Genomic DNA, 26214 nt, shown 5'->3' on the forward strand with positions numbered 1-26214 from the left:
GGAGAGAGAAATTATGTTTGAACCTATGGAACTGACCAACGACGCGGTGATTAAAGTCATCGGCGTCGGTGGCGGCGGCGGTAACGCCGTAGAGCATATGGTGCGTGAACGCATTGAAGGTGTTGAATTCTTCGCAGTTAACACCGATGCGCAGGCACTGCGTAAGACGGCTGTAGGCCAGACTATCCAGATCGGCGGTGGTATCACCAAAGGGCTGGGAGCAGGGGCTAACCCGGAAGTTGGTCGCAATGCGGCTGAAGAAGATCGTGAAGCGCTGCGCGCTGCACTGGAAGGTGCGGACATGGTCTTCATCGCAGCAGGTATGGGTGGCGGTACGGGTACCGGCGCAGCACCTGTTGTAGCTGAAGTAGCTAAAGATTTAGGTATCCTGACCGTTGCTGTCGTGACCAAGCCTTTCAACTTTGAAGGCAAGAAGCGTATGGCATTCGCGGAGCAGGGTATCACCGAGCTGTCCAAGCATGTGGACTCGCTGATCACCATCCCTAACGACAAGCTGTTGAAGGTTCTGGGGCGCGGTATCTCCCTGCTGGACGCATTCGGTGCAGCAAACGACGTGCTGAAAGGCGCGGTCCAGGGTATCGCTGAACTGATTACCCGTCCTGGCCTGATGAACGTTGACTTTGCAGACGTTCGCACCGTGATGTCCGAAATGGGCTACGCGATGATGGGCTCTGGCGTGGCGAGCGGTGAAGATCGTGCAGAAGAAGCGGCTGAAATGGCCATCTCTTCTCCACTGCTGGAAGATATCGATCTGTCTGGTGCGCGCGGCGTGCTGGTCAACATTACCGCTGGCTTTGACCTGCGTCTGGATGAGTTCGAAACCGTGGGTAACACTATCCGTGCGTTCGCCTCTGACAACGCTACCGTGGTAATCGGTACTTCTCTTGACCCTGAAATGAACGACGAGCTGCGTGTTACCGTTGTTGCTACCGGTATCGGCATGGACAAACGTCCTGAGATCACCTTAGTGACTAACAAGCAGACTCAGCAACCGGTAATGGATCGTTACCAGCAGCACGGTATGTCTCCTCTGACTCAGGAGCAGAAACCGGCCGCGAAAGTGGTGAACGACCCAACGCCGCAAACGGCGAAAGAGCCAGATTATCTGGATATCCCGGCGTTCCTGCGTAAGCAAGCTGACTAAGAATTGGCTGGAATTTGGGGATTTGCGCTCTTTGTGCTAAACTGGCCCACCGTTAGTGATATACACTCTCGGTTGGATAGTTAATTTGGCGAGATTATACGATGATCAAACAAAGGACACTTAAACGTATCGTTCAGGCGACGGGTGTCGGTTTACATACCGGCAAGAAAGTCACGCTGACGTTACGCCCTGCGCCGGCCAATACCGGGGTCATCTATCGTCGCACCGACTTGAATCCACCGGTAGATTTTCCGGCCGATGCCAAATCTGTGCGTGATACTATGCTCTGTACTTGTCTGGTGAACGAGCATGACGTGCGGATTTCTACCGTTGAGCACCTGAACGCCGCCCTGGCGGGGCTGGGTATCGACAACATTATTGTTGAAGTCGATGCGCCAGAAATCCCGATTATGGATGGCAGTGCTGCACCGTTCGTCTATCTGTTGCTGGATGCTGGCATCGAAGAACTGAACTGCGCGAAGAAATTTGTTCGCATCAAAGAGACCGTTCGCGTCGAAGATGGCGACAAATGGGCTGAATTCAAACCGTACAATGGTTTCTCGTTGGACTTTACCATCGACTTTAACCATCCGGCGATTGACTCCAGCACCCAACGCTATGCGATGAACTTCTCTGCCGATGCGTTTATGCGCCAGATCAGCCGAGCCCGTACGTTTGGCTTCATGCGTGATATCGAATATCTGCAGTCCCGCGGCCTGTGCCTGGGCGGCAGCTTCGATTGTGCCATCGTTGTTGACGATTATCGCGTACTGAACGAAGACGGCCTGCGTTTCGAAGATGAATTCGTTCGTCACAAAATGCTGGATGCTATCGGCGACCTGTTCATGTGTGGTCACAACATCATTGGTGCATTTACCGCGTTCAAATCCGGTCATGCGCTGAACAACAAACTGTTGCAGGCCGTCCTGGCAAAACAGGAAGCCTGGGAATATGTGACCTTCGAAGACGAAGCTGAGCTGCCGCTGGCTTTCAAAGCACCGAGCATGGTTCTGGCGTAACGGTTCACGCCGTTTCGTAAAAAAATCGACTGGTTAACCTGGTACTCTCTCCGACCAGGAAGACCAGTCGTTTTTATTTTTACCCTTCTTAGTTTGCCCCAGCGTTATCTCTTGTTTGTCTTTCGCAGAAAATATGTGCGTTAGCTGCATTCTTGACCGTTTTTCCCCGCGGCGGCACCTCATTCCTGCTGATGTGCATTGGCTTTAGTGATACTATCTGGGCGCTAAAAGAATAACTGAACTCAGCCTCTGCAAGGCTGGCTTATAGGGTGGAGCAGGTGAGCGGAATACTGACGCGCTGGCGACAATTTGGCAGACGTTACTTCTGGCCGCATCTCTTATTAGGGATGGTCGCGGCGAGCTTTGGCTTGCCTGCGCTCAGCAACAGTGCCGAAGCGGCGACGCCCGCAAAAACCTCCACGACTAAACACGATTTCAACACGCGGGTTAACTTTACTAACCTTGCGTGGCTTGAAGCCAGCCGCCGTCCAAACTTCACCGTCGATTACTGGCACCAGCACGCTATCCGCACGGTTATCCGCCATCTGTCGTTTGCGATGGCACCGCAGGCCATGCCTGTTGCGGAAGAGGCGCTGCCGGTGCAGGCTCAGCATCTTGCCCTGCTGGACACGCTTAACGCGCTGCTCACGCAGGACAGCCAGCCGCCGGTCATAGTTCGTCAGTCGACGCAACGTGAGTTTGTTTCACCTGTTTCATTCTCTGTTTCAACCTGGATTAGCCAGGCTCACGGCATTCGCGCCGGGCCGCAACGCCTCAGCTAAATTAACTTTTTCAATACCTTAATTTATCTGCCCACAATGGGGCGTTTGAGAATTTATTATGCTAATCAAATTGTTAACTAAAGTTTTTGGTAGTCGTAACGATCGTACCCTGCGCCGTATGCGCAAAGCAGTTGCCGTCATCAACGGTATGGAACCGGCGATGGAGAAGCTCTCTGATGACGAGCTTAAAGCGAAAACAGCGGAATTTCGTGCGCGTCTGGAAAAAGGTGAAACCTTAGAAAGCCTGATCCCGGAAGCGTTTGCTGTCGTGCGCGAAGCGAGTAAGCGTGTATTCGGCATGCGTCACTTCGACGTTCAGCTGCTGGGTGGTATGGTGCTCAACGAGCGCTGCATCGCGGAAATGCGTACCGGTGAAGGTAAAACCCTGACCGCAACGCTGCCGGCTTACCTGAACGCGCTGACCGGTAAAGGCGTTCACGTCGTTACCGTCAACGACTATCTGGCACAGCGTGACGCCGAAAACAACCGTCCACTTTTCGAATTCCTCGGTATGACTGTCGGCATCAACATGTCCGGCCTGCCTGCGCCAGCCAAGCGTGAAGCGTATAACGCGGATATTACCTACGGCACCAACAACGAATACGGCTTCGACTACCTGCGTGACAACATGGCGTTCAGCCCTGAAGAGCGCGTCCAGCGTAAGCTGCACTACGCGCTGGTGGATGAGGTGGACTCCATCCTGATCGATGAAGCGCGTACTCCGCTTATCATCTCCGGCCCGGCTGAAGACAGCTCCGAGATGTACCGTAAAGTCGACAAAATCATTCCACACCTGCTGCGTCAGGAGAAAGAGGACTCCGACACCTTCCAGGGTGAAGGCCACTTCTCCGTTGATGAAAAAGCGCGCCAGGTTAACCTGACCGAACGCGGTCTGGTGAAAATTGAAGAGCTGCTGGTCGCTGAAGGCATCATGGAAGAGGGTGAGTCCCTGTACTCCCCAAGCAACATTATGTTGATGCACCACGTGACCGCTGCACTGCGTGCGCACGCGTTGTTTACCCGCGACGTCGATTACATCGTGAAAGACGGTGAAGTGATCATCGTCGATGAACACACCGGCCGTACTATGCAGGGACGTCGCTGGTCTGACGGTCTGCACCAGGCTGTGGAAGCCAAAGAAGGTGTGGATATTCAGAATGAAAACCAGACGCTGGCGTCTATCACCTTCCAGAACTACTTCCGTCTGTACGAGAAGCTGGCAGGGATGACCGGTACCGCCGATACCGAAGCGTTTGAATTCAGCTCCATCTACAAGCTGGATACCGTGGTTGTTCCAACCAACCGTCCGATGATCCGTAAGGATATGCCGGATCTGGTGTACATGACCGAAGCGGAAAAAATCCAGGCAATCATTGAAGACATTCGCGAACGTACCGCAAAAGGCCAGCCGGTTCTGGTGGGGACCATCTCCATCGAGAAATCTGAAGTGGTTTCCAACGAGCTGACCAAAGCAGGCATCAAGCACAACGTTCTGAACGCCAAGTTCCACGCTAAAGAGGCAGACATTGTTGCGCAGGCGGGTTATCCGGCTGCCGTCACCATCGCCACCAACATGGCGGGTCGTGGTACCGATATTATGCTGGGCGGTAGCTGGCAGGCTGAAGTGGCTGAGCTGGAAAACCCAACGCCAGAACAGATTGCGCAGATCAAAGCCGACTGGCAGGTTCGTCATGACGCCGTTCTGGCTTCCGGCGGTCTGCACATCATCGGTACGGAGCGTCACGAATCGCGTCGTATTGATAACCAGCTGCGTGGTCGTGCGGGTCGTCAGGGTGATGCCGGTTCATCCCGCTTCTACCTGTCTATGGAAGATGCGCTGATGCGTATTTTTGCCTCCGACCGCGTGTCCGGCATGATGCGTAAGCTGGGGATGAAACCTGGCGAAGCCATTGAGCACCCGTGGGTGACCAAAGCGATCGCGAACGCACAGCGTAAAGTGGAAAGCCGCAACTTTGATATTCGTAAGCAGCTGCTGGAATATGATGACGTGGCTAACGATCAGCGTCGTGCGATCTACACCCAGCGTAACGAACTGCTGGACGTCTCCGACGTGAGCGAAACCATTAACAGCATTCGTGAAGATGTGTTTAAAGCCACCATCGACGCGCATATTCCACCGCAGTCTCTGGAAGAAATGTGGGATATCGAAGGCCTGCAGGAACGCCTGAAAAACGACTTTGACCTCGATCTGCCAATCAAAGAGTGGCTGGATAAAGAGCCTGAGCTACACGAAGAGACCCTGCGTGAACGTATCTTTGAAACCGCGCTGGACGTATACAAGCGTAAGGAAGAGGTCGTTGGCGCTGAGATGATGCGTCACTTCGAAAAAGGCGTGATGCTGCAGACCCTGGATTCCCTGTGGAAAGAGCACCTGGCGGCTATGGACTACCTGCGTCAGGGTATCCACCTGCGTGGCTATGCGCAGAAAGATCCGAAGCAGGAATACAAGCGTGAATCCTTCTCCATGTTTGCGTCTATGCTGGAGTCGCTGAAGTATGAAGTGATCAGCACCCTGAGCAAGGTTCAGGTGCGTATGCCGGAAGAGGTAGAAGCGATGGAGCAACAGCGTCGTGAAGAAGCCGAGCGTCTGGCACAAATGCAACAGCTGAGCCACCAGACCGACGACAGCGAAGCCGCAGCGGCGATCGCCGCGCAGACCGGCGATCGTAAAGTGGGTCGTAACGATCCGTGCCCGTGTGGTTCCGGTAAAAAGTACAAGGCGTGCCACGGCCGCCTGAGCTAAGTTCATAAAAAAACAAAAAGGCGCAGAAATCTGCGCCTTTTTTATGGAAGTGACAATATGAAAATACTGCAAATTGCCGTCGGGATTATTCGCAACCCGCAAAACCAAATCTTCATCACCCAGCGCGCTGCCGACGCCCATATGGCGAACAAGTGGGAGTTTCCAGGCGGTAAAATCGAGTCAGGTGAAACGCCGGAAGAGGCGCTGGTTCGGGAGCTTCAGGAAGAGGTGGGGATCACTCCGCTTGGCGCAACGCTGTTTGATAAGCTTGAGTACCAGTTTCCGGACAGGCACATCACGCTGTGGTTCTGGCTGGTGGAAAACTGGGAAGGTGAACCCTGGGGAAAAGAGGGACAGCCGGGTAACTGGGTAGAGCTTCAGGCATGTGATGCCGAAAAATTCCCGCCAGCTAATGAGCCCGTGATCCTGCGGTTAGTCGCACAACCGTAGGCCTGCTGAGCGAAGCGCCAGCAGGCTTTACAGATTACTGCTGGGTTTCACTCCAGTCATCGCTGTCCGAGAGATCGCCTTTGCTTGGAATGCGTTTCTCTTCCGCCGCCCATTCGCCCAGGTCAATGAGCTGACAGCGCTTGCAGCAGAATGGGCGGAACGGACTGACTTCGCCCCAGACAATGGTTTTACCACAGGTTGGGCAGCTTACGGTGGTGACATCAGACATCGGCACTCCTTAACAACAGGCCAGTTCAAAATCGAGACGTTCCGGCACGGTGCCATTTTCACTGTCCAGCGGCATAAAGCGAATCGCAAAACGGCTCTTATGCCCGGAAATCTGCGGGTAAAGCTGTTCGCCAAGCGATAAATTCAGGCGCAGAAGATCGGCATCATCACCGTTATCCTGGTAGAAACCATTCAGGCTGGTTTGCTTGCGGAACGGCGCAGAGTTACGTATCAGGTCGAGGATCAGCGACAGCGTCTGGTGCATTGGCTCCAGGCTTGCCAGCCAGCTGTTCACTTGTGCGTCACGCTGCGCCTGTGGCATATGTAGCCACATATGCAGCGTCGGCAGGTCGAAGCTGCAGCAGCCGCCAGGGATGCTCAGACGCTGGCGCACCAGGCCAATCAGGCGGTCTTCGCGCAAAAACTGCCCGACGCGTGGCGCGGCCATCAGGACGGCGCTACTGCTTTTCAACTGCTGGCGGAGCGCGTCGATACGGCTCTGATCTACGCCGGGGACTTCTGTCCATGCCTGCAATTTACGCTGCTGGCGCTCCAGCTCTTTGAGTAATTCTGTGCGGACATCACCGCGTTCAATCACATCCAGCAGATCGCCTACGTTGCGGAAGAAGTGCAATGCGGTGGCATGATCGTTAACCGGCAGATGTTGTGAAAGTTGTTGAATAAGAAATTCGATACGCAGCCAGGTGCGCATTTTTTCATTGAGCGGATGCTCAAAAAGGATGTGTGTCGACATTATGGTTTTTCCTGTGCAACGGCCTGCGCGGCGAACGTCAGATACTGCGCGTGCAGACGGGCAACATCCGATGCAATGGCATCTGGTGCGCCGTTATTATCAATAACATCATCCGCCACGGCAAGACGCTGAGCGCGCGTAGCCTGAGCGGCAAGAATTTGTTCAGCATGCTCCCGCGAAACGCGATCGCGCGTCATGGTTCTCTGGATTTGCGTTTCGGGGTCAACATCAATCACCAGCACCCGATCGGCTTTCTGATGCAGCTGATTTTCCACCAGCAGCGGGACCACCCACAGGACATAGGGCGAGCGGGCTGCGGCTATCTGACGCTGAGTTTCCTGGTGGATGATGGGGTGGAGCAGGGCATTAAGCCAGGCTTTTTCCGCAGAATCAGAAAAAATCCATTCGCGAAGCTGACGGCGATTCAGTGTGCCGTCGGCATTGATGATTGCCTGACCAAAATGTTCTGCTATGGCCTTTAGCGCGGGTGTATTGGGCTCTACCACCTGGCGGGCAATGATATCGGCATCAATAATCGTGATACCCAAACGAGAAAACGCGTCCGCAACGGTACTTTTACCACTACCGATGCCGCCGGTTAATGCAACGATATACCCCATTAAATCAAATCCTGGGAATTATTCATTATTAAAATCAGTGGATTAAAACTCTCAGATGCGCCAGCAACTGTTTAGCCCTGTTTACCGGCTTTTGACCAGGTAAATTTATAGGATTGTAGCGTAAAAAAAGAGAATTTCGCAGTCTTGCGGAGCAGGTATTAGTGCGTATGATAGCGTCACTGGAGTTGTGCTTTTAACATATTTGCCTCTAACCCCAGGAATCCGCACATGCGTATCGAAGAAGATCTGAAGTTAGGTTTCAAAGACGTTCTTATCCGCCCTAAACGCTCTACACTGAAAAGTCGCTCAGACGTTGAACTCGAACGTCAATTCACCTTTAAGCATTCCGGTCAGACCTGGTCTGGCGTGCCGATCATCGCTGCCAACATGGATACTGTGGGTACCTTTGAGATGGCAACCGCCCTGGCACAGTTTGATATTCTCACCGCCGTGCACAAACATTACAGCCCTGAAGAGTGGAATGCGTTTGTCGCGTCCACATCTGCTGACGTAGTGAAGCATGTGATGGTTTCTACCGGCACCTCCGATGCGGATTTCGAGAAGACCAAACAGATCCTGAACGCTAACCCGGCGCTCAACTTCGTTTGTATTGACGTGGCGAACGGTTACTCCGAGCACTTCGTGCAGTTCGTCAGCAAGGCGCGTGAGGCCTGGCCGACGAAAACCATCATCGCGGGCAATGTGGTGACCGGTGAAATGTGTGAAGAGCTGATCCTCTCCGGTGCCGATATCGTGAAAGTGGGCATTGGTCCGGGCTCTGTATGCACGACACGCGTCAAAACCGGCGTCGGTTATCCGCAGCTCTCCGCCGTCATTGAATGTGCCGATGCGGCGCACGGGCTGGGCGGACAGATCATCAGCGACGGCGGTTGCACCATGCCGGGTGATGTCGCAAAGGCTTTCGGCGGCGGCGCGGACTTCGTGATGCTCGGCGGTATGCTGGCAGGTCACGAAGAGAGCGGTGGTACCGTAGTTGAAGAGAACGGCGAGAAATTCATGCTGTTCTACGGCATGAGCTCTGAGTCTGCGATGACCCGTCACGTCGGTGGCGTAGCAAAATACCGTGCGGCAGAAGGCAAAACCGTGAAGCTGCCTCTGCGCGGCCCGGTTGAAAACACCGCACGCGATATCCTCGGCGGCCTGCGCTCTGCCTGCACCTACGTTGGAGCATCCCGTCTGAAAGAGCTGACAAAGCGTACGACGTTTATTCGCGTTCAGGAACAAGAAAACCGCGTATTCAATAGCCTGTAATGGCTTTCGCTGGCGCATGCCCGTGCGCCAGCCCTGCTGTACTATCCCGCACTCAACGCATCCCCCAGATGGAAAATCGGCAGGTACATTGCCACCACCAGCGTGCCGATGATGACCCCTGTCACAATCAGAAGCACCGGTTCCAGAAGGGCCGCCAGGCTATCTGCTCGTTGAAAGGTCTGTTCCGTGTGATGCCGGGCGAGGTTTGCCAGCATGATATCCAGCGCACCTGATATTTCGCCGGTTCGTAAAAGCTGAATACACAGCGGGGTAAAGATGCCCGCTTTATTAAAGGATGACCAGACGGGGAGACCTTTTTCAATGTCCTCCCGAACGCCACGGAGTATTCCCTGCCAGTACCGACTTTCAACGGTCTCCTCTGCACTCTCCAGGCCCTGTAGAAAGGGGATTCCAGACTGCTGCGTGAGTGACAGCACGGTAAAGATGTGTCCCAGTTTTTGCCCTTTTGCCAGCGCGCCCATCACGGGCGTATACATCAGCATGCGCTGCCAGCGAGGGTTCTGCCGCAGAGCCCAGGCAGCGGCCAAGGGCGCTAATAACGCGGCGAACAACGCGAGGGCATAGGACTGGATAAAGGCGGCCATCCCCATGACCATCTGTGTCAGCAGGGGAAGCGGAGCGTTAAACGTTTTATAGATCGCGGCAAACTCGGGCAAGACCAGGACAACCATCGCCAGCACCACGAGCACGGCCAGCGTCAGGACAATCGCCGGATAGCGCAGGGCTTTTTTTACCTTTGCTCTGAGCTCCTGCTGCGCTTTTTGCTGCTGCGCGAGCTGGCGACAACACTCCTCCAGTTTCCCTGTGAGCTCACCGGTTTTCACCATCGAGACATGCAGTGGGCTAAAAACGGCTGGCCACTTTTTTAGCGACTCAGAAAAGGGGGCTCCCTCACCGAGCTCATCGGCAATACTTTGCAGCAGTGCCTGCCACGGTTTTAACGGATGTTGCTCTGCCAGCATCTGCAGGCTGTGGGACAACGTCAGCCCGGCCTGCAGAAGCGTTGCAAGCTGGCGAAACATCTCGTAGCAGTGATGTGGCCGCCAGCGGTGTTGCTGAGCGCATCGGGTCAGCGTCAAAGGATGGAGATCGCTCCGCACTAGCCGGGTGAAGGCGGCATTGCGGTCTGTGGCCCAGAGTGTCCCGCTTCGGAGTTCACCTTCTTTGGTGAGCGCTCGCCAGCGCCAGAGTTGATTAGCCGCCATTTGGCATTCCCAGCACGCGCACCAGTTCTTCGAGCGTGGTCAGCCCTTGTTCGACGGCCATGCAACCGTGCTCGAAAAGAGAAATCATTCCCGCCTGCCGGGCGCTCGCTTCTATCACTTCTGTTCCCGCTCCGCTGGCAATGGCCTGCCGCAGCGCATTGTCGACCGCGAGTACTTCAAAAATAGCCACGCGGCCATAAAAACCGTGATAACAGCGATCGCAGCCGGTGGACTGCCAGCGAGGAAGTGGTCTGGACCATACGGCGCGCGGTAATTCAGCATGCTCGCTGGCTTCCCGACGACAATGTGGGCACAGGCGCCGGACCAGTCGCTGGGCAATCACCATCGACAGCGCGGAAGATATCATCCAGCGCGCGACGCCCATCTGCTCCAGTCGAATCAGGGTTTCTGTCGTCGAGTTGGTGTGCAGGGTCGACAGCACCAGGTGCCCGGTCTGGGCGGCATTAATGGCAATTTCTGCCGTTTCACCGTCACGGATTTCGCCGACCATAATGATGTCGGGATCCTGACGTAGCAGCGCCCTTAACACGCTCTGGAATGTTAAACCCGCCCGGGGATTAATCTGCGTCTGGTTTAAACCCGCAAGGGGGATCTCAATGGGATCCTCCACGCTGCATATGTTGACGTCAGGGGTGTTACGCGCCTGCAACGCGCTGTACAGCGTCACGGTTTTGCCGCTGCCGGTAGGGCCGGTGACCAGAATCAGCCCCTGCGGCTGGTGGAGCACCTCGTTGAAACGGGCCAGTTGTTCAGCACTCATACCAAGCGCTTCAGGCTCAAGGGCCTGCTGAACCTGATGCAAGAGACGCAGCACAATTTTCTCACCACCGCTGCAGGGAAGCGTCGCGATCCGAAATGAGACCGGCTCGTTTGCCAGCTCAATCGTAAACTGACCGTCCTGGGGCAAACGACGTTCTGCAATATCCAGGTTACCCAGCACCTTTAAACGTGCGCTTAACAGGCTTGCCAGTTCAGCGGCAAGGGGAGGCTGAGGGCAAAGTACGCCGTCGATACGCAAACGAATCTGGCACGCGTGCTCCATCGGTTCGATATGAATATCAGAGGCGCGTCGGTTGATTGCCTGCTGCAGCGTGTGGTTGAGGACATCAACTGTTGAGTATGTTTGCGTAATGCCGGGCAGATGCGATTGGGACGTTATCTGCCGGTGTTTTTCCATGCGCTCAGCGCTCCAGCACTCAATATCAATTCGTTTCTGGGTCGCGAAGCGCAGCGCCTCCATGAGTTCAGCCGCGGGGCTTCCCACGACGGCAATGCTGACCATGTCACTGTCGCTGGTGAGCAGCAGCGCGCGGTGGCGCAGACAAAGCGCCACGAGTTGCTCGGTATTCATTATCCGCTCCTCAGTTGTTGTCGAAGCGGAAAACGTCTTCGCAGGCCTGTTTCAGGGCGCTATCAGCACCGATCTTACAGTCGCGCGTCCAGCCCGTCATACCGTTGCCGTCGTTCCACCGTGGCGTCATGGTTACCGTCAGCCCGTTAAGACTCTCCTGTCCTGTTAAGGTCACGGTCCCTTTTGCCACGCTCATTCCTGAAACGTAGCGTGTCGTGGTGGGGGAAGGGATACCGTTGCTGCCGGCATCGCAGCTCTCCACGCCTCCGTGATCAAGTGCGCAAAGCTCAATGGCCGTGCGGTAAGGAACGAAGGTTTGCAGCATATCGGTCAGCGCCGCTTTGCGCAGGTAGTTCTGATAGGCTGGTACGCCGATGGCGCTCAGAATCGCGATAATGCCGATGACCACCATCAGCTCAATGAGAGTGAATCCGTGTTGTCTGTTCATATCTGCTCCTTACGTTTAGTGGCGCTACTCTGTCAGCGCGAAAGGGCAGATACGAGGGGCAAAAAAGTGAACGGGAAAGCACATTCAGAGAATTTATGCCGCGTTGCAGGGAAGAACAGCGGATATGCGAGCGGGGCTGAAATTCCCCTCTCCGGGCGGAGAGGGGAGAATGCATTATTTGAAGCGCATTGAGAGGTCGAGGGCGCGAACGTGTTTGGTCAGCGCGCCGACGGAGATGTAATCCACGCCGGTTTCGGCGAATTCACGGATCGTTTCGAAGGTGACGTTCCCGGACACTTCAAGCTGGGCCCGGCCGTTAGTCAATTTTACCGCCTCGCGCATCTGCTCGGTTTCGAAGTTATCGAGCATGATGATATCGGCCCCGGCCTTAATCGCCTGCTCCAGCTCGTCCAGGTTTTCCACTTCCACTTCAACCGGCACGTCCGGATGCAGCCAGAAGGCCTTCTCCACTGCCTGACGCACGGAGCCAGAGGCAATAATATGGTTTTCTTTAATAAGGAAGGCGTCGGACAGGCCCAGACGATGGTTTGCGCCACCGCCGCACAGCACCGCATACTTCAGCGCCGTGCGCAGGCCCGGCAGCGTTTTGCGGGTATCCAGCAGCTGGGTGCGGGTGCCTGCCAGCAGGTCAACGTAGCGACGCACTTCACTGGAGACACCAGAGAGCGTTTGTACAAAGTTGAGCGCGGTACGTTCGCCAGTCAGCAAGACGCGGGAAGGACCGTCCAGTTCAAACAGCGGCTGGTTTGCCGTAATCGCATCGCCGTCTTCAACGTGCCAGATAATCTGCACATCATCACCCGCCAGTTGAGTAAAGACCTCTTCAACCCAGCGCTTGCCGCAAAAAACACCCTCTTCGCGGGTGATAATGACCGCGTGGGAGCGCGTCTCTTTCGGCAACAATTGTGCGGTAATATCCTTTTCGGCATTAACATCACCGCCCAGATCTTCTTTCAAAGCATGGGAGACGCTTGCCGGAATATCCATATTAATACGTTCCAGAAGCGCTTCACGTCGGTGGTCGGGGTTGTAGCGGCGAGGCGGCATGATAAAACTCCAAATTGGTAACGAATCATAATATTGAAACATGCTACTCTGAACCGAGTCATTGCACCATACAGAAGGAGTTCCAGCATGTTGTTAGAAAACGGATGGCTGGTGGATGCGCGGCGTGTGCCCTCGCCGCACCACGATTGCCGCCCGGAGGATGAAAAGCCCACACTGCTGGTGGTTCATAATATTAGTCTCCCGCCGGGTGAATTTGGCGGCCCGTGGATTGATGCGTTATTCACGGGAACGATTGATCCCGATGCTCATCCCTTCTTTGCTGAAATTGCACATCTGCGCGTATCGGCTCACTGCCTGATTCGTCGCGATGGTGAAGTGGTTCAGTATGTTCCTTTTGATAAGCGCGCCTGGCATGCCGGGGTGTCGGTGTATCACGGGCGCGAGCGGTGCAATGATTTTTCTATCGGGATCGAACTGGAAGGCACGGATACCACGCCCTACACCGATTCACAGTATCAACAGCTAGCGGCTGTGACCCGCACGCTTATCGGACTCTACCCGACCATTGCCGACAATATTACGGGACACAGCGATATTGCCCCGGCGAGAAAAACCGATCCCGGCCCGGCATTCGACTGGCCCCGCTTTCGCGCCATGCTCATCGCGTCGTCAGAATAAGGAGATACCATGACGTTGTTTACCATGCTGCTGGTCATCATCGCTGAACGCCTGTTCAAGCTCGGTGAGCACTGGCATCTGGATCACCGGCTGGAGGTGTTTTTCCGCCGGATTAAGCATTTTTCCATGTTGCGCACGCTGCTGATGATGGCAGGGGTGATGGTCATTACGTTCCTGCTCCTGCGCTCGCTGTACGGACTGTTTTTCAACGTGCCGCTGCTGGTGGTGTGGATCCTGCTCGGCGTGCTGTGCATTGGTGCGGGCAAGGTGCGTTTGCACTATCACGCCTACCTGAAAGCCGCCTCCCGTGATGATGCCCATGCGCGCAGTGCCATGGCGAGCGAACTAACCATGATCCACGGCGTGCCGCCTGACTGCGACGAGCGCGAGTTTCTGCGCGAGCTGCAAAACGCGCTGCTGTGGATTAACTTCCGTTACTACCTGGCGCCGCTGTTCTGGTTCGTAGTGGGCGGCCCGTGGGGGCCGGTACTGCTGATGGGGTATGCGTTCCTGCGCGCCTGGCAGACCTGGCTTGCCCGCTATCTGACGCCGCATGAACGCCTGCTGTCCGGCATCGATGCCATCCTGCACGTGCTCGACTGGCTCCCGGTGCGTCTGGTGGGCGTGGTTTATGCGTTAATTGGCCACGGTGAAAAAGCGTTGCCCGCATGGTTCGCTTCTCTTGCCGATCGCCATACGTCGCAGTATCAGGTGCTAACGCGTCTTGCGCAGTTCTCGCTGGCACGTGAGCCGCATACCGACAAGATTGAAACGCCGAAAGCCGCTGTCTCCATGGCGAAGAAGACGTCGTTTGTGGTGGTGGTTATCGTGGCGCTGCTGACTATCTACGGCACGCTGGTGTAAGCCAGCGCGCCGCAAAGTTTAAAGCGTATCCGCGGGCGGGATGCCGAAATCAGGCATCCCGTTTTCATTCCAGCGGACAAGCTTCAGGCGGGTATGGCGATTCGGATCGTACAGCGGATCGCCCTCAATTTCGGTGTAATTCCGCGCGTGATACACCAGCACATCGTCCCCTTCCGGCGTTTGCGTAAAGCTGTTATGGCCCGGGCCGTACTGGCGATTTTCGTAGCTGGTAACGAATACGGGATGCGGAGATTTTTGCCAGTTCAATGGGTTTTGCGGATCCGCGTTCAGGTCTATCCACAGCAGCCCCATGCAGTAGTTCTCGTCGGTAGCGCTGGCGGAATAGCTGATAAACAGCTTATCGCCGTGAACCAGTACCGCCGGGCCTTCGTTGACCCAAAACCCGCGACACTCCCAGTCGTATTCCGGCTTGCTGAGCATCACCGGCTCGCCTTTCAGCGTACACGGGTCCGCCATTTCACACAGATAAAGGTTGGAGTTTCCGGTGATATCCGGCGCTTTTTGCGCCCACAGATACCAGCGTTTCCCCTGATGCAAAAAGGTGGTGGCGTCCAGGGCGAAGGTATCGAAAGGCGTTTTGATCTGCCCTTTTTCCACCCACGTGCCGGTAAGCGGATCGCTGTCGGCACATTCAATGGCAAACATGCGGTGCTGGAACATCCCGAGCGCGTCGAGCGCCTGGGTGTGCGCCGCAGCAAAATAGATGTACCACTTCCCGTCAATGTGGTGCAGTTCCGGCGCCCAAATCAGCTGGCTCATTGGTCCGGTCTCGGGTTTACGCCAGACCACCACTTCTTCGGCATGACGTAAGCCTTCCAGCGACGCTGCGCGGCGGATCGCCAGCCTGTCGTACTCCGGCACGGAGGCGATAAAATAGTACTGCCCCTCGTGATGTAAAATGTACGGATCGGCGCGTTGTTCGATAAACGGGTTTGGCCAGGTTTGCATTCGGCTTTCCTTATTTAGTCTCAGCAGCTTTCAGTTCCTGATAATCGTTCAGCTCTTGATAGTTGTTGCGGCGTTTTTCCAGATCGGACTGGATCTGCTTCATGGTTTCACGATCCACCTTCAGCAGTCGTACTACACCCGCGGTAATTAAGTATCCAATGCCGGGAATGACGGTAAAGAGCAGCACGATCCCGTTAATGGCGTCCGCGCTCTGCGCTTTTGCTCCCGCATCATAACCGTACCAGGAGAGCAGGAAGCCGACCATCGCCCCGGCAATCGCCAGCCCCAGCTTCAGGAAGAAGATGTTGCCGGAGAAGCTGATCCCGGTGATGCGCTTACCGGTCTTCCACTCGCCGTAGTCGTCCACGTCGGCCATCAGCGACCAGTGCAGCGGAGACGGGATCTGGTGCAGGATGTTCAGCAGGAAGTAGAGCACCACGATGGTGACGGTGGCTTTCGGGTCGAAGAAATAAAAGGCGCAGGAGAAAATCGCCAGTACGATATTGGTCCAGAAGAAGACCTTTAGTTTGCACCAGCGGTCGGTCAGCACTTTTGCCAGCACGCTGCCGAGCATCATGCCGACAACGCCCAGGCTGATAAACAGCGTGGCGAAATGAGTGCTCTGACCCATCACCCAGGTCACGTAATACATGGTGGCCGCCATGCGGATAAAGCCCGGGCAGACGTTGCAGAGCGTCAGCAGCAGAATGCGCACCCACTGGTCGTTTTTCCACACGTCTTTCAGGTCATTTTTCAGCTGGTCATTGGTCTGCACTGCCGGACGCACGCGCTCGCGCACGGTGGCGAAGCAGAACAGGAACATGCATGTGCCAATCAGCGCCAGAACGGTCATCGCCATCTGGTAGCCTTTGGCTTTGTTGTCCCCGCCAAACCAGTCGGCCATCGGCAGCAGCGTTAATGAGAGCAGCAGCGTGGCGATGCCGACCAGCACGAAGCGATAGGACTGGCAGGCCACACGTTCTTTTGGATCGTTGGTGATCACCCCGCCCAGCGAGCAATAGGGGATGTTGATGGCGGTGTAGGTAAGCGACAGCAGGAAATAGGTGACAAACGCATAGATAACTTTGCTGTTATAGCTCCACTCAGGCGTGGTGAACATCAGGATGCTGAACAGCGCGTAGGGGAAGGCGATCCACAGCAGCCATGGACGAAACCGGCCATATTTGCTGCGGGTACGGTCAGCAATCGCGCCCATGATCGGGTCCGTTACGGCGTCAATCACGCGCACGGAAAGCAGCAGCACGCCGACCAGCGCAGGGGCAAGGCCAAAAATATCCGTATAAAAATAGTTAACAAACAGCATGATGGCGCCAAAGATGATGTTGCATCCCGCGTCGCCCATCCCATAGCCGATCTTTTCTTTTACTGACAGTTTGTTGTTATCCATCGACAGCTCTCCGGTTTACGGTATGGAGAGAATTATTTGCTGGCAAAGGAATATATGCGTTGCAGTATCAGGGCGGTGATATGGATAAATGCGCTGTGGACGTGAAAGTGTGAAGGAGGTAACAACGCGCGGCACCCGTAAAAGCAGGTGCCGCGAAGAGAGGCTTAGTGTGCCTTCATGGCATTACGGCTTTTCTGACTGAACAGATAGCCCACGCCCAGGATCGCAATCCAGACCGGGATCAGGTAGACGGAAATCGCCATACCCGGGGTGATCAGCATAATCACCAGCACGGCTGCCATAAACAGCAGGCAGATCCAGTTACCCAGAGGATAGAGCAGGGCAGGGAAGTGCGTGGTGACGCCCTGCTGCTGTTTTGCGCGGCGGAACTTCATGTGCGCCAGGCTGATCATCGCCCAGTTGATGACCAGGGCAGAGACCACCAGCGCCATCAGCAGGCCAAACGCCGATTCCGGTGCCATGTAGTTAATGAGCACACACAGCGCGGTCACGACCGCCGAAACAAGAATCGTGTTTACCGGCACGCCGCGCTTATCGACGTTGAGCAGCGCTTTTGGCGCGTTACCCTGCTGGGCCAGGCCGAACAGCATGCGGCTATTGCAGTATACGCAGCTATTGTAAACGGAGAGCGCGGCGGTGAGTACCACGATGTTCAGGGCGTTGGCGACAAAGGTGTCGCCCAGCTCGTGGAAGATCAGCACAAACGGGCTAGTGTCGGCGGTGACGCGCGTCCACGGCAGCAGGGAGAGCAGCACGGCCAATGAGCCCACATAGAAGATCAGAATGCGGTAGATAACCTGGTTAGTGGCTTTCGGGATGCTCTGCTCCGGGTTGTCGGCTTCAGCGGCGGTGATACCCACGAGTTCCAGACCGCCGAAGGAGAACATGATAATGGCCATCATCATTACCAGACCGGTCATACCGTGAGGCAGGAATCCGCCCTGTTCCCAGAGGTTGCGCACGGTGGCCTGCGGGCCGCCGTTGCCGCTGAACAGCAGCCAGCCGCCAAAGATAATCATCGCCACCACGGCAATGACCTTGATGATGGCAAACCAGAACTCCATCTCCCCGAACACTTTAACGTTCGTCAGGTTAATGGCGTTGATAATGACGAAGAAGGCTGCAGCAGAAGCCCAGGTTGGGATTTCTGGGTACCAGAACTGAATGTACTTCCCGACGGCGGTAAGCTCAGCCATGGCAACCAGAACGTACAGCACCCAGTAGTTCCAGCCCGAGGCGAAACCGGCAAAGCTGCCCCAGTATTTATAGGCAAAGTGGCTGAAGGAGCCGGCGACCGGCTCTTCAACCACCATTTCGCCCAGCTGGCGCATGATCAGAAAAGCAATGAAACCCGCAATCGCGTAACCCAAAATAATGCCCGGACCGGCTGACTGGATAACGGATGCGCTGCCCAGAAACAGGCCGGTACCAATCGCACCGCCCAGTGCGATGAGCTGTATATGGCGGTTTTTAAGCCCGCGCTTTAGCTGATCGCCGTGCTGTTGAGCTTCCATTTGAAACCTCGTGTGTGGTTGTTATGTTCACGCTGAGCGTGTGTAATTATGAAAATCCATATTCTGTATTTATTTCTTTACGGTTAACGAGACCGAAAAAAGCGGAGGTGACTTCCGTAAGCGCCAGAATAGTGGTAAGTGCCTGCGAATGCACCTGCTTTATGAAGGGGTGATGACGACTTGAATAAAAAGAAAGCATTTGTAAATCGGCCCGCTCGTTGTTCCTCTCCCAACCTATAGAATAGAAATGCTCCGTAAGTGGGCGAATTTTCATTATTTGCCTTGTTGAATCGCTTCAGATTGCAAAAGCCCTCGTTTCATTATGGTTAAAACTCCCTCTTTGGGAGTAATCAACTCATTTGTGCAAAGTTACATTTCTGAAACGTTATTTCTGTAAGGTTGTTAAAATGTGCAGGGTTTACTGATTTCAATCAAAACCAATATGGACAGAAGGTGAATACTTTGTTACTTTAGCGATACGAAATAGAAATTGGTAAGACCAATTGACTCCGGGCAAAAAGGCGTAAGACAGGGAATATGGCCTACAGCAAAATTCGCCAACCAAAACTATCTGATGTGATTGAGCAGCAGCTGGAGTTTTTAATCCTCGAAGGGACTCTGCGCCCGGGTGAGAAACTTCCGCCAGAACGCGAGCTGGCAAAACAGTTCGACGTTTCACGTCCTTCTCTGCGTGAGGCGATTCAACGTCTCGAAGCAAAGGGCTTGCTGCTTCGTCGCCAGGGCGGCGGAACCTTTGTGCAAAACAGCCTGTGGCAGAGCTTCAGCGATCCGCTGGTAGAACTTCTCTCTGACCACCCAGAATCCCAGTTTGATCTGCTTGAGACCCGTCACGCGCTGGAAGGTATTGCGGCCTATTACGCCGCCCTTCGCAGCACTGATGAAGATCGCGTGCGTATCCGCGAACTGCATCAGGCCATTGAACGGGCACAGCAGTCCGGCGATTTAGACGCCGAGTCCAGCGCCGTCGTCCAGTATCAAATCGCCGTCACCGAAGCGGCCCACAACGTGGTGCTCCTCCATCTGCTACGCTGCATGGAGCCGATGCTGGCCCAGAACGTTCGTCAAAATTTTGAATTGTTGTATGCCCGTCGGGACATGCTCCCACTGGTAAGCAACCATCGCACCCGAGTATTCGAGGCGATAATGGCCGGGGAACCGGAGCAGGCGCGCGAAGCGTCGCACCGCCATCTGGCTTTCATTGAGGAAATCTTGCTGGACCGCAGCCGTGAACAATCGCGTCGCGAACGTTCATTACGCCGCATACAGCAACGAAAGGATTAAGCGCCAGGTACTTTTAGAGCGCGGCAACTAAACGCAGAACCTGTCTTATTGTGTTCTTGCCCAAGAGCACAATGGGACAGGTTCCAGACAAATCAACGTATTAGATAGATAAGGAATACCCCCATGTCAGAACGTCTCCAAAATGACGTGGATCCGATCGAAACTCGCGACTGGCTACAGGCGATCGAATCGGTCATCCGTGAAGAAGGTGTTGAGCGCGCTCAGTATCTGATTGATCAGCTGCTTTCTGAAGCCCGCAAAGGCGGCGTGAAGGTTGCTTCAGGTGCAGGGGCTAGCAACTACGTAAACACGATTGCCGTCGAAGACGAACCGGAATACCCGGGCAATCTGGATCTGGAACGTCGTATCCGTTCTGCAATCCGCTGGAACGCCATTATGACCGTTCTGCGCGCATCCAAGAAAGACCTGGAACTGGGTGGCCACATGGCGTCCTTCCAGTCTTCTGCGACCGTTTACGAAGTGTGCTTCAACCACTTCTTCCGTGCAGCGAACGAGAAAGACGGCGGCGATCTGGTGTACTTCCAGGGCCACATCTCTCCGGGCATCTATGCACGTGCATTCCTGGAAGGTCGTCTGACTGAAGAGCAGATGAACAACTTCCGTCAGGAAGTTCACGGTAAAGGTCTGTCTTCTTACCCGCACCCTAAACTGATGCCTGAATTCTGGCAGTTCCCGACCGTATCTATGGGTCTGGGCCCAATCGGTGCGATCTACCAGGCGAAATTCCTGAAGTATCTGGAACACCGTGGTCTGAAGGACACCTCTGAGCAGACCGTATACGCCTTCCTGGGCGACGGCGAAATGGATGAGCCAGAATCCAAAGGTGCGATCACCATCGCAACCCGTGAGAAGCTGGACAACCTGTGCTTCATCATCAACTGTAACCTGCAGCGTCTGGATGGTCCGGTAACCGGTAACGGCAAGATCATCAACGAACTGGAAGGCATCTTCGCAGGTGCTGGCTGGAACGTGATCAAAGTGATGTGGGGTTCCCGTTGGGACGAACTGCTGCGTAAAGACACCAGCGGTAAACTGATCCAGCTGATGAACGAAACCGTTGACGGTGACTACCAGACCTTCAAATCCAAAGACGGTGCCTACGTGCGTGAGCACTTCTTCGGCAAATATCCAGAAACCGCAGCCCTGGTTGCAGACTGGACTGATGAGCAGATCTGGGCCCTGAACCGCGGTGGTCACGATCCTAAGAAAATCTACGCTGCACTGAAAAAAGCGCGTGAAACCAAAGGTAAAGCGACTGTAATCCTGGCCCACACCATCAAAGGTTACGGCATGGGTGATACCGCAGAAGGTAAAAACATCGCTCACCAGGTTAAGAAAATGAACATGGACGGTGTGCGTTATATCCGCGACCGTTTCAACGTTCCAGTCACCGATGAGCAGGTAGAAAACCTGTCTTACATCACCTTCCCGGAAGGTTCTGAAGAGCACAAGTACCTGCACGAACGTCGTCAGGCGCTGAAAGGCTACCTGCCAGCTCGTCAGCCTAACTTCACCGAGAAGCTGGAACTGCCAGCGCTGGAAGACTTCTCTCAGCTGCTGGAAGAGCAGAACAAAGAGATCTCTACCACTATCGCTTTCGTTCGTGCTCTGAACGTGATGCTGAAGAACAAGTCGATCAAAGATCGCCTGGTGCCAATCATCGCCGACGAAGCGCGTACTTTCGGTATGGAAGGTCTGTTCCGTCAGATCGGTATCTACAGCCCGAACGGCCAGCAGTACACCCCGCAGGACCGTGAGCAGGTTGCATACTACAAAGAAGACGAGAAAGGTCAGATCCTGCAGGAAGGTATCAACGAGCTGGGCGCAGGCGCATCCTGGCTGGCTGCTGCGACCTCTTACAGCACCAACAACCTGCCGATGATCCCGTTCTACATTTACTACTCCATGTTCGGGTTCCAGCGTATCGGTGACCTGTGCTGGCAGGCAGGCGACCAGCAGGCTCGCGGCTTCCTGATCGGTGGTACTTCCGGTCGTACGACCCTGAACGGTGAAGGTCTGCAGCACGAAGATGGTCACAGCCATATTCAGTCTCTGACTATCCCTAACTGTATCTCTTACGACCCGTCTTACGCGTACGAAGTGGCGGTCATCATGCATGACGGTCTGCAGCGCATGTACGGTGAAGCGCAGGAGAACATTTACTACTACATCACCACCCTGAACGAAAACTACCACATGCCGGCAATGCCAGCAGGTGCCGAGGAAGGTATCCGTAAAGGTATCTACAAACTCGAAACCATCGAAGGTAGCAAAGGTAAAGTTCAGCTGCTGGGCTCCGGTTCTATCCTGCGTCACGTTCGTGAAGCAGCGCAGATCCTGGCGAAAGACTACGGTGTCGGTTCCGATGTGTACTCTGTTACCTCCTTCACTGAACTGGCGCGTGATGGCCAGGATTGTGAGCGCTGGAACATGCTGCACCCAATGGAAACCCCACGCGTTCCTTACATCGCTCAGGTGATGAACGACGCGCCAGCGGTGGCGTCTACTGACTACATGAAACTGTTCGCTGAGCAGGTTCGTACTTACGTTCCAGCTGATGATTATCGCGTACTGGGTACTGACGGCTTCGGTCGTTCTGACAGCCGCGAAAACCTGCGTCACCACTTCGAAGTTGATGCTTCTTACGTGGTTGTAGCAGCACTGGGCGAACTGGCTAAACGTGGCGAAATCGATAAGAAAGTGGTTGCAGACGCAATCACCAAATTCAACATCGATGCAGAAAAAGTTAACCCGCGTCTGGCGTAAGAGGTAAAAGAATAATGGCTATCGAAATCAATGTACCGGACATCGGGGCTGATGAAGTTGAAATCACCGAGATCCTGGTCAAAGTAGGCGACAAAGTTGAAGCTGAACAGTCGCTGATCACCGTAGAAGGCGACAAAGCCTCTATGGAAGTCCCGTCTCCTCAGGCTGGCATCGTTAAAGAGATCAAAGTCTCTGTTGGCGATAAAACCGAGACTGGCAAACTGATCATGATTTTCGATTCCGCCGACGGTGCAGCAGCTGCTGCACCTGCGCAGGAAGAGAAGAAAGCCGCTCCGGCCGCCGCTGCTCCAGCAGCTGCCGCAGCTGCAAAAGAAGTGAACGTGCCGGATATCGGCGGTGACGAAGTTGAAGTCACTGAGATCCTGGTGAAAGTGGGCGATACCGTTGCGGCAGAGCAGTCACTGATCACCGTAGAAGGCGACAAAGCCTCTATGGAAGTGCCGGCTCCGTTCGCGGGTACCGTTAAAGAGATCAAGATCAACACCGGCGACAAAGTGTCTACCGGCTCCCTGATCATGATCTTCGAAGTGGCGGGTGCTGCCCCTGCTGCCGCGCCTGCACAGGCCGCTGCTCCGGCTCCGGCCGCAGCACCAGCCGCTGCTGGCGGCGCGAAAGACGTTAACGTACCGGACATCGGCGGTGACGAAGTTGAAGTCACCGAAGTGATGGTAAAAGTGGGCGACAAAGTTGCCGCTGAACAGTCACTGATCACCGTTGAAGGCGACAAGGCTTCTATGGAAGTCCCTGCGCCATTCGCGGGTACCGTTAAAGAGATCAAAATCAGCACCGGCGACAAAGTGTCTACCGGCTCTCTGATCATGGTCTTCGAAGTGGAAGGCGCTGCGCCTGCCGCTGCTCCGGCTGCCGCGGCTGCTCCAGCACCGGCTGCTGCACCGGCTCAGGCTGCTAAACCAGCCGCTGCCCCTGCTGCAAAAGCAGAAAAATCAGAGTTCGCTGAAAACGACGCTTACGTCCACGCTACCCCGCTGATTCGTCGCCTGGCGCGCGAATTCGGTGTTAACCTGGCGAAAGTGAAAGGGACCGGCCGTAAGGGTCGTATCCTGCGCGAAGACGTTCAGACCTACGTGAAAGACGCGGTGAAACGCGCCGAAGCTGCACCAGCTGCAGCCGCTGGCGGCGGTATCCCGGGCATGCTGCCATGGCCGAAAGTGGACTTCAGCAAGTTCGGCGAAATCGAAGAAGTGGAGCTGGGCCGTATCCAGAAAATCTCTGGTGCGAACCTGAGCCGTAACTGGGTGATGATCCCGCACGTTACGCACTTCGATAAGACCGATATCACCGATCTGGAAGCGTTCCGTAAACAGCAGAACGCCGAAGCTGAGAAGCGTAAACTGGACGTGAAATTCACCCCAGTGGTCTTCATCATGAAAGCGGTTGCTGCGGCTCTTGAACAAATGCCACGCTTCAACAGCTCCCTGTCCGAAGACGGCCAGAAGCTGACGCTGAAGAAATACATCAACATCGGTGTTGCGGTTGATACGCCAAATGGTCTGGTTGTTCCGGTCTTCAAAGACGTGAACAAGAAGAGCATCACTGAGCTGTCCCGTGAACTGACCGTGATCTCCAAGAAAGCGCGCGATGGTAAGCTGACTGCCGGCGAAATGCAGGGCGGCTGCTTCACTATCTCCAGCATCGGCGGCCTGGGTACCACCCACTTCGCGCCGATTGTGAACGCGCCGGAAGTGGCTATCCTCGGTGTGTCTAAGTCCGCGATGGAGCCGGTGTGGAATGGCAAAGAGTTCGTACCGCGTCTGATGATGCCAATCTCTCTGTCCTTCGACCACCGCGTGATCGACGGTGCTGATGGTGCGCGCTTCATCACCATCATCAACAACATGCTGAGCGACATTCGCCGCCTGGTGATGTAATCGAAAAGCCGGCCAGTCGGCCGGCTTTTTTCTGATAATCTCATGGTGTTTGTGAGGTTATTGGCGAAAGCGACAATTCGTGAGCCGTTTGTTGTTTCAAAATTGTTAACAATTTTGTAAACTGCGGGCGGATAGAACGACCCGGTGGACGACGGGTATAAATTAAGAGGTCATGATGAGCACAGAAATCAAAACTCAGGTCGTAGTACTTGGGGCAGGCCCGGCAGGTTACTCCGCAGCATTCCGCGCCGCGGATTTAGGTCTGGAAACCGTCATCGTAGAACGTTACAGCACCCTCGGCGGTGTTTGTCTGAACGTCGGCTGTATCCCTTCTAAAGCGCTGCTGCACGTAGCGAAAGTTATCGAAGAAGCCAAAGCGCTGGCTGAACACGGTATCGTCTTCGGCGAGCCGAAAACCGATATCGACAAAATTCGTACCTGGAAAGAGAAAGTTATCACTCAGCTGACCGGCGGTCTGGCGGGTATGGCCAAAGGCCGTAAAGTGAAAGTGGTAAACGGTCTGGGTAAATTCACCGGTGCGAACACCCTGGAAGTGGAAGGCGAAAACGGCAAAACCGTGATCAACTTCGACAACGCGATCATCGCGGCAGGTTCTCGCCCAATCGAACTGCCATTCATTCCGCATGAAGATCCACGCGTGTGGGATTCCACCGATGCGCTGGAGCTGAAAACCGTTCCTAAGCGTCTGCTGGTTATGGGCGGCGGTATCATCGGTCTGGAAATGGGTACCGTGTACCATGCGCTGGGTTCAGAGATCGACGTGGTTGAAATGTTCGACCAGGTTATCCCGGCTGCCGACAAAGACATCGTTAAAGTCTTCACCAAACGCATCAGCAAGAAATTCAACCTGATGCTGGAAACCAAAGTGACTGCCGTTGAAGCGAAAGAAGACGGTATTTACGTTTCCATGGAAGGCAAAAAAGCCCCATCCGAACCACAGCGTTACGACGCCGTGCTGGTGGCTATCGGTCGTGTACCGAACGGTAAAAACCTCGACGCGGGCAAAGCTGGCGTGGAAGTGGACGACCGTGGCTTCATCCGCGTTGACAAACAGCTGCGCACCAACGTGCCGCACATCTTTGCTATCGGCGATATCGTCGGTCAGCCAATGCTGGCGCACAAAGGTGTTCACGAAGGTCACGTTGCCGCTGAAGTTATCGCCGGCATGAAGCACTACTTCGATCCGAAAGTGATCCCATCTATCGCGTACACCGAGCCAGAAGTGGCATGGGTTGGTCTGACTGAGAAAGAAGCGAAAGAGAAAGGCATCAGCTACGAAACCGCCACCTTCCCGTGGGCTGCTTCTGGCCGTGCTATCGCATCCGACTGCGCAGACGGTATGACCAAACTGATCTTCGACAAAGAGACTCACCGTGTGATCGGTGGTGCGATTGTCGGTACCAACGGCGGCGAGCTGCTGGGTGAAATCGGTCTGGCTATCGAAATGGGCTGTGACGCTGAAGACATCGCGCTGACCATCCACGCTCACCCGACTCTGCACGAGTCCGTGGGCCTGGCGGCAGAAGTGTTTGAAGGCAGCATCACCGACCTGCCAAACGCGAAAGCGAAGAAGAAATAAGTTTCTTCAGATGAAAAAAGCGGCCAATGGCC

At 54.9% G+C, this 26214-nt stretch carries 23 protein-coding genes; 12 read left to right on the top strand and 11 right to left on the bottom strand.

All coding sequences use genetic code 11. From position 1 onward, the window contains the following. Positions 1–13 precede the first annotated feature (13 nt). The 5 genes from ftsZ to mutT all read left to right on the top strand — a co-directional run bounded on the left by ftsZ (position 14) and on the right by mutT (position 6180). Positions 14–1165, top strand: coding sequence for a cell division protein FtsZ (gene ftsZ / locus ELK40_RS04330; RefSeq protein WP_008501978.1), 1152 nt, complete (start codon positions 14–16; stop codon positions 1163–1165). A gap of 101 nt (positions 1166–1266) precedes the next feature. Continuing rightward, on the top strand, positions 1267–2184 hold the full coding sequence (lpxC, locus tag ELK40_RS04335; protein WP_008501977.1) for a UDP-3-O-acyl-N-acetylglucosamine deacetylase: 918 nt from the start codon (positions 1267–1269) through the stop codon (positions 2182–2184). A 278-nt stretch (positions 2185–2462) separates the two neighbouring features. Beyond that, entirely contained in the window at positions 2463–2966 is a 504-nt protein-coding gene (secM, locus tag ELK40_RS04340) for a secA translation cis-regulator SecM (RefSeq protein WP_164850615.1), read from the top strand. Between the two features lie 58 nt (positions 2967–3024). Then, positions 3025–5730 (top strand): preprotein translocase subunit SecA, encoded by a 2706-nt coding sequence (gene secA / locus ELK40_RS04345; RefSeq protein ID WP_111964034.1) that lies wholly within the window; start codon positions 3025–3027, stop codon positions 5728–5730. A gap of 57 nt (positions 5731–5787) precedes the next feature. Then, on the top strand, positions 5788–6180 hold the full coding sequence (gene mutT / locus ELK40_RS04350; protein WP_045401031.1) for an 8-oxo-dGTP diphosphatase MutT: 393 nt from the start codon (positions 5788–5790) through the stop codon (positions 6178–6180). A 34-nt stretch (positions 6181–6214) separates the two neighbouring features. Here the strand turns inward: mutT and yacG are convergent, their stop codons facing one another. The 3 genes from yacG to coaE are packed head-to-tail and all read right to left on the bottom strand — an operon-like array spanning position 6215 to position 7782. Next, complete coding sequence (gene yacG / locus ELK40_RS04355; protein ID WP_127729614.1) at positions 6215–6409, bottom strand: DNA gyrase inhibitor YacG; 195 nt, start codon at positions 6407–6409, stop codon at positions 6215–6217. Positions 6410–6418: 9 nt separating this feature from the next. After that, entirely contained in the window at positions 6419–7162 is a 744-nt protein-coding gene (gene zapD / locus ELK40_RS04360; protein WP_047173318.1) for a cell division protein ZapD, read from the bottom strand. Beyond that, positions 7162–7782: a dephospho-CoA kinase gene (coaE, locus tag ELK40_RS04365; protein WP_127729616.1), complete on the bottom strand. Its 621-nt coding sequence runs from the start codon at positions 7780–7782 to the stop codon at positions 7162–7164. The genes zapD and coaE overlap by 1 nt, the downstream gene beginning before the upstream one ends. Before the next feature lie 228 nt (positions 7783–8010). Between coaE and ELK40_RS04370 the strand changes: the two genes are divergently transcribed. Continuing rightward, entirely contained in the window at positions 8011–9054 is a 1044-nt protein-coding gene (locus ELK40_RS04370; RefSeq protein WP_127729618.1) for a GMP reductase, read from the top strand. Positions 9055–9095: 41 nt separating this feature from the next. Here the strand turns inward: ELK40_RS04370 and hofC are convergent, their stop codons facing one another. The 4 genes from hofC to nadC form a co-directional block, all read right to left on the bottom strand. Continuing rightward, positions 9096–10280 carry a protein transport protein HofC gene (gene hofC, locus ELK40_RS04375; protein ID WP_127729620.1) on the bottom strand — a complete coding sequence of 395 codons (1185 nt, stop codon included), beginning with the start codon at positions 10278–10280 and terminating at the stop codon, positions 9096–9098. Next, complete coding sequence (gene gspE, locus ELK40_RS04380; RefSeq protein ID WP_127729622.1) at positions 10270–11652, bottom strand: type II secretion system protein GspE; 1383 nt, start codon at positions 11650–11652, stop codon at positions 10270–10272. Before gspE ends, hofC begins: the two co-directional genes overlap by 11 nt. A gap of 10 nt (positions 11653–11662) precedes the next feature. Then, positions 11663–12100, bottom strand: a complete 438-nt coding sequence (gene ppdD / locus ELK40_RS04385) for a prepilin peptidase-dependent pilin (protein ID WP_111964028.1) — start codon at positions 12098–12100, stop codon at positions 11663–11665. A 174-nt stretch (positions 12101–12274) separates the two neighbouring features. Then, positions 12275–13168: a carboxylating nicotinate-nucleotide diphosphorylase gene (nadC, locus tag ELK40_RS04390; RefSeq protein ID WP_127729624.1), complete on the bottom strand. Its 894-nt coding sequence runs from the start codon at positions 13166–13168 to the stop codon at positions 12275–12277. Between the two features lie 87 nt (positions 13169–13255). On the opposite strand from nadC, the gene ampD reads away from it, so the two are divergent. Both ampD and ampE read left to right on the top strand, forming a co-directional pair. Beyond that, positions 13256–13807, top strand: coding sequence for a 1,6-anhydro-N-acetylmuramyl-L-alanine amidase AmpD (ampD, locus tag ELK40_RS04395; protein WP_127729626.1), 552 nt, complete (start codon positions 13256–13258; stop codon positions 13805–13807). Positions 13808–13816: 9 nt separating this feature from the next. Then, entirely contained in the window at positions 13817–14671 is an 855-nt protein-coding gene (gene ampE / locus ELK40_RS04400; RefSeq protein ID WP_127729628.1) for a beta-lactamase regulator AmpE, read from the top strand. An 18-nt stretch (positions 14672–14689) separates the two neighbouring features. Here the strand turns inward: ampE and ELK40_RS04405 are convergent, their stop codons facing one another. The 4 genes from ELK40_RS04405 to ELK40_RS04420 all read right to left on the bottom strand — a co-directional run bounded on the left by ELK40_RS04405 (position 14690) and on the right by ELK40_RS04420 (position 18857). After that, positions 14690–15640, bottom strand: a complete 951-nt coding sequence (locus ELK40_RS04405) for a family 43 glycosylhydrolase (protein ID WP_127729630.1) — start codon at positions 15638–15640, stop codon at positions 14690–14692. A gap of 10 nt (positions 15641–15650) precedes the next feature. Next, positions 15651–17048, bottom strand: a complete 1398-nt coding sequence (locus ELK40_RS04410) for an MFS transporter (RefSeq protein WP_115876428.1) — start codon at positions 17046–17048, stop codon at positions 15651–15653. A 164-nt stretch (positions 17049–17212) separates the two neighbouring features. Continuing rightward, entirely contained in the window at positions 17213–18583 is a 1371-nt protein-coding gene (aroP, locus tag ELK40_RS04415) for an aromatic amino acid transporter AroP (protein ID WP_127729632.1), read from the bottom strand. A 46-nt stretch (positions 18584–18629) separates the two neighbouring features. Continuing rightward, positions 18630–18857 (bottom strand): hypothetical protein, encoded by a 228-nt coding sequence (locus tag ELK40_RS04420; RefSeq protein ID WP_127729634.1) that lies wholly within the window; start codon positions 18855–18857, stop codon positions 18630–18632. Positions 18858–19120: 263 nt separating this feature from the next. Between ELK40_RS04420 and pdhR the strand changes: the two genes are divergently transcribed. The 4 genes from pdhR (at position 19121) to lpdA (ending at position 26182) form a co-directional block, all read left to right on the top strand. Beyond that, positions 19121–19885, top strand: a complete 765-nt coding sequence (pdhR, locus tag ELK40_RS04425) for a pyruvate dehydrogenase complex transcriptional repressor PdhR (RefSeq protein WP_008501960.1) — start codon at positions 19121–19123, stop codon at positions 19883–19885. A gap of 123 nt (positions 19886–20008) precedes the next feature. Next, entirely contained in the window at positions 20009–22672 is a 2664-nt protein-coding gene (gene aceE, locus ELK40_RS04430; RefSeq protein ID WP_028015529.1) for a pyruvate dehydrogenase (acetyl-transferring), homodimeric type, read from the top strand. A 14-nt stretch (positions 22673–22686) separates the two neighbouring features. After that, positions 22687–24582 carry a pyruvate dehydrogenase complex dihydrolipoyllysine-residue acetyltransferase gene (gene aceF / locus ELK40_RS04435; protein ID WP_111964021.1) on the top strand — a complete coding sequence of 632 codons (1896 nt, stop codon included), beginning with the start codon at positions 22687–22689 and terminating at the stop codon, positions 24580–24582. A 175-nt stretch (positions 24583–24757) separates the two neighbouring features. Continuing rightward, positions 24758–26182: a dihydrolipoyl dehydrogenase gene (gene lpdA / locus ELK40_RS04440; RefSeq protein WP_003856313.1), complete on the top strand. Its 1425-nt coding sequence runs from the start codon at positions 24758–24760 to the stop codon at positions 26180–26182. Positions 26183–26214: the final 32 nt, after the last annotated feature.

Source organism: Enterobacter sp. N18-03635 (assembly GCF_004006055.1).
Classification (GTDB): domain Bacteria; phylum Pseudomonadota; class Gammaproteobacteria; order Enterobacterales; family Enterobacteriaceae; genus Enterobacter; species Enterobacter vonholyi.

Coding starts and splice junctions, on each gene's coding strand:
- ftsZ (WP_008501978.1), top strand. CDS start 14: ATGTTTGAACCTATGGAACTGACCAACGACGCGGTGATTAAAGTCATC.
- lpxC (WP_008501977.1), top strand. CDS start 1,267: ATGATCAAACAAAGGACACTTAAACGTATCGTTCAGGCGACGGGTGTC.
- secA (WP_111964034.1), top strand. CDS start 3,025: ATGCTAATCAAATTGTTAACTAAAGTTTTTGGTAGTCGTAACGATCGT.
- mutT (WP_045401031.1), top strand. CDS start 5,788: ATGAAAATACTGCAAATTGCCGTCGGGATTATTCGCAACCCGCAAAAC.
- yacG (WP_127729614.1), bottom strand. CDS start 6,409: ATGTCTGATGTCACCACCGTAAGCTGCCCAACCTGTGGTAAAACCATT.
- zapD (WP_047173318.1), bottom strand. CDS start 7,162: ATGTCGACACACATCCTTTTTGAGCATCCGCTCAATGAAAAAATGCGC.
- coaE (WP_127729616.1), bottom strand. CDS start 7,782: ATGGGGTATATCGTTGCATTAACCGGCGGCATCGGTAGTGGTAAAAGT.
- ELK40_RS04370 (WP_127729618.1), top strand. CDS start 8,011: ATGCGTATCGAAGAAGATCTGAAGTTAGGTTTCAAAGACGTTCTTATC.
- hofC (WP_127729620.1), bottom strand. CDS start 10,280: ATGGCGGCTAATCAACTCTGGCGCTGGCGAGCGCTCACCAAAGAAGGT.
- gspE (WP_127729622.1), bottom strand. CDS start 11,652: ATGAATACCGAGCAACTCGTGGCGCTTTGTCTGCGCCACCGCGCGCTG.
- ppdD (WP_111964028.1), bottom strand. CDS start 12,100: ATGAACAGACAACACGGATTCACTCTCATTGAGCTGATGGTGGTCATC.
- nadC (WP_127729624.1), bottom strand. CDS start 13,168: ATGCCGCCTCGCCGCTACAACCCCGACCACCGACGTGAAGCGCTTCTG.
- ampD (WP_127729626.1), top strand. CDS start 13,256: ATGTTGTTAGAAAACGGATGGCTGGTGGATGCGCGGCGTGTGCCCTCG.
- ampE (WP_127729628.1), top strand. CDS start 13,817: ATGACGTTGTTTACCATGCTGCTGGTCATCATCGCTGAACGCCTGTTC.
- ELK40_RS04405 (WP_127729630.1), bottom strand. CDS start 15,640: ATGCAAACCTGGCCAAACCCGTTTATCGAACAACGCGCCGATCCGTAC.
- ELK40_RS04410 (WP_115876428.1), bottom strand. CDS start 17,048: ATGGATAACAACAAACTGTCAGTAAAAGAAAAGATCGGCTATGGGATG.
- aroP (WP_127729632.1), bottom strand. CDS start 18,583: ATGGAAGCTCAACAGCACGGCGATCAGCTAAAGCGCGGGCTTAAAAAC.
- ELK40_RS04420 (WP_127729634.1), bottom strand. CDS start 18,857: ATGAAAATTCGCCCACTTACGGAGCATTTCTATTCTATAGGTTGGGAG.
- pdhR (WP_008501960.1), top strand. CDS start 19,121: ATGGCCTACAGCAAAATTCGCCAACCAAAACTATCTGATGTGATTGAG.
- aceE (WP_028015529.1), top strand. CDS start 20,009: ATGTCAGAACGTCTCCAAAATGACGTGGATCCGATCGAAACTCGCGAC.
- aceF (WP_111964021.1), top strand. CDS start 22,687: ATGGCTATCGAAATCAATGTACCGGACATCGGGGCTGATGAAGTTGAA.
- lpdA (WP_003856313.1), top strand. CDS start 24,758: ATGAGCACAGAAATCAAAACTCAGGTCGTAGTACTTGGGGCAGGCCCG.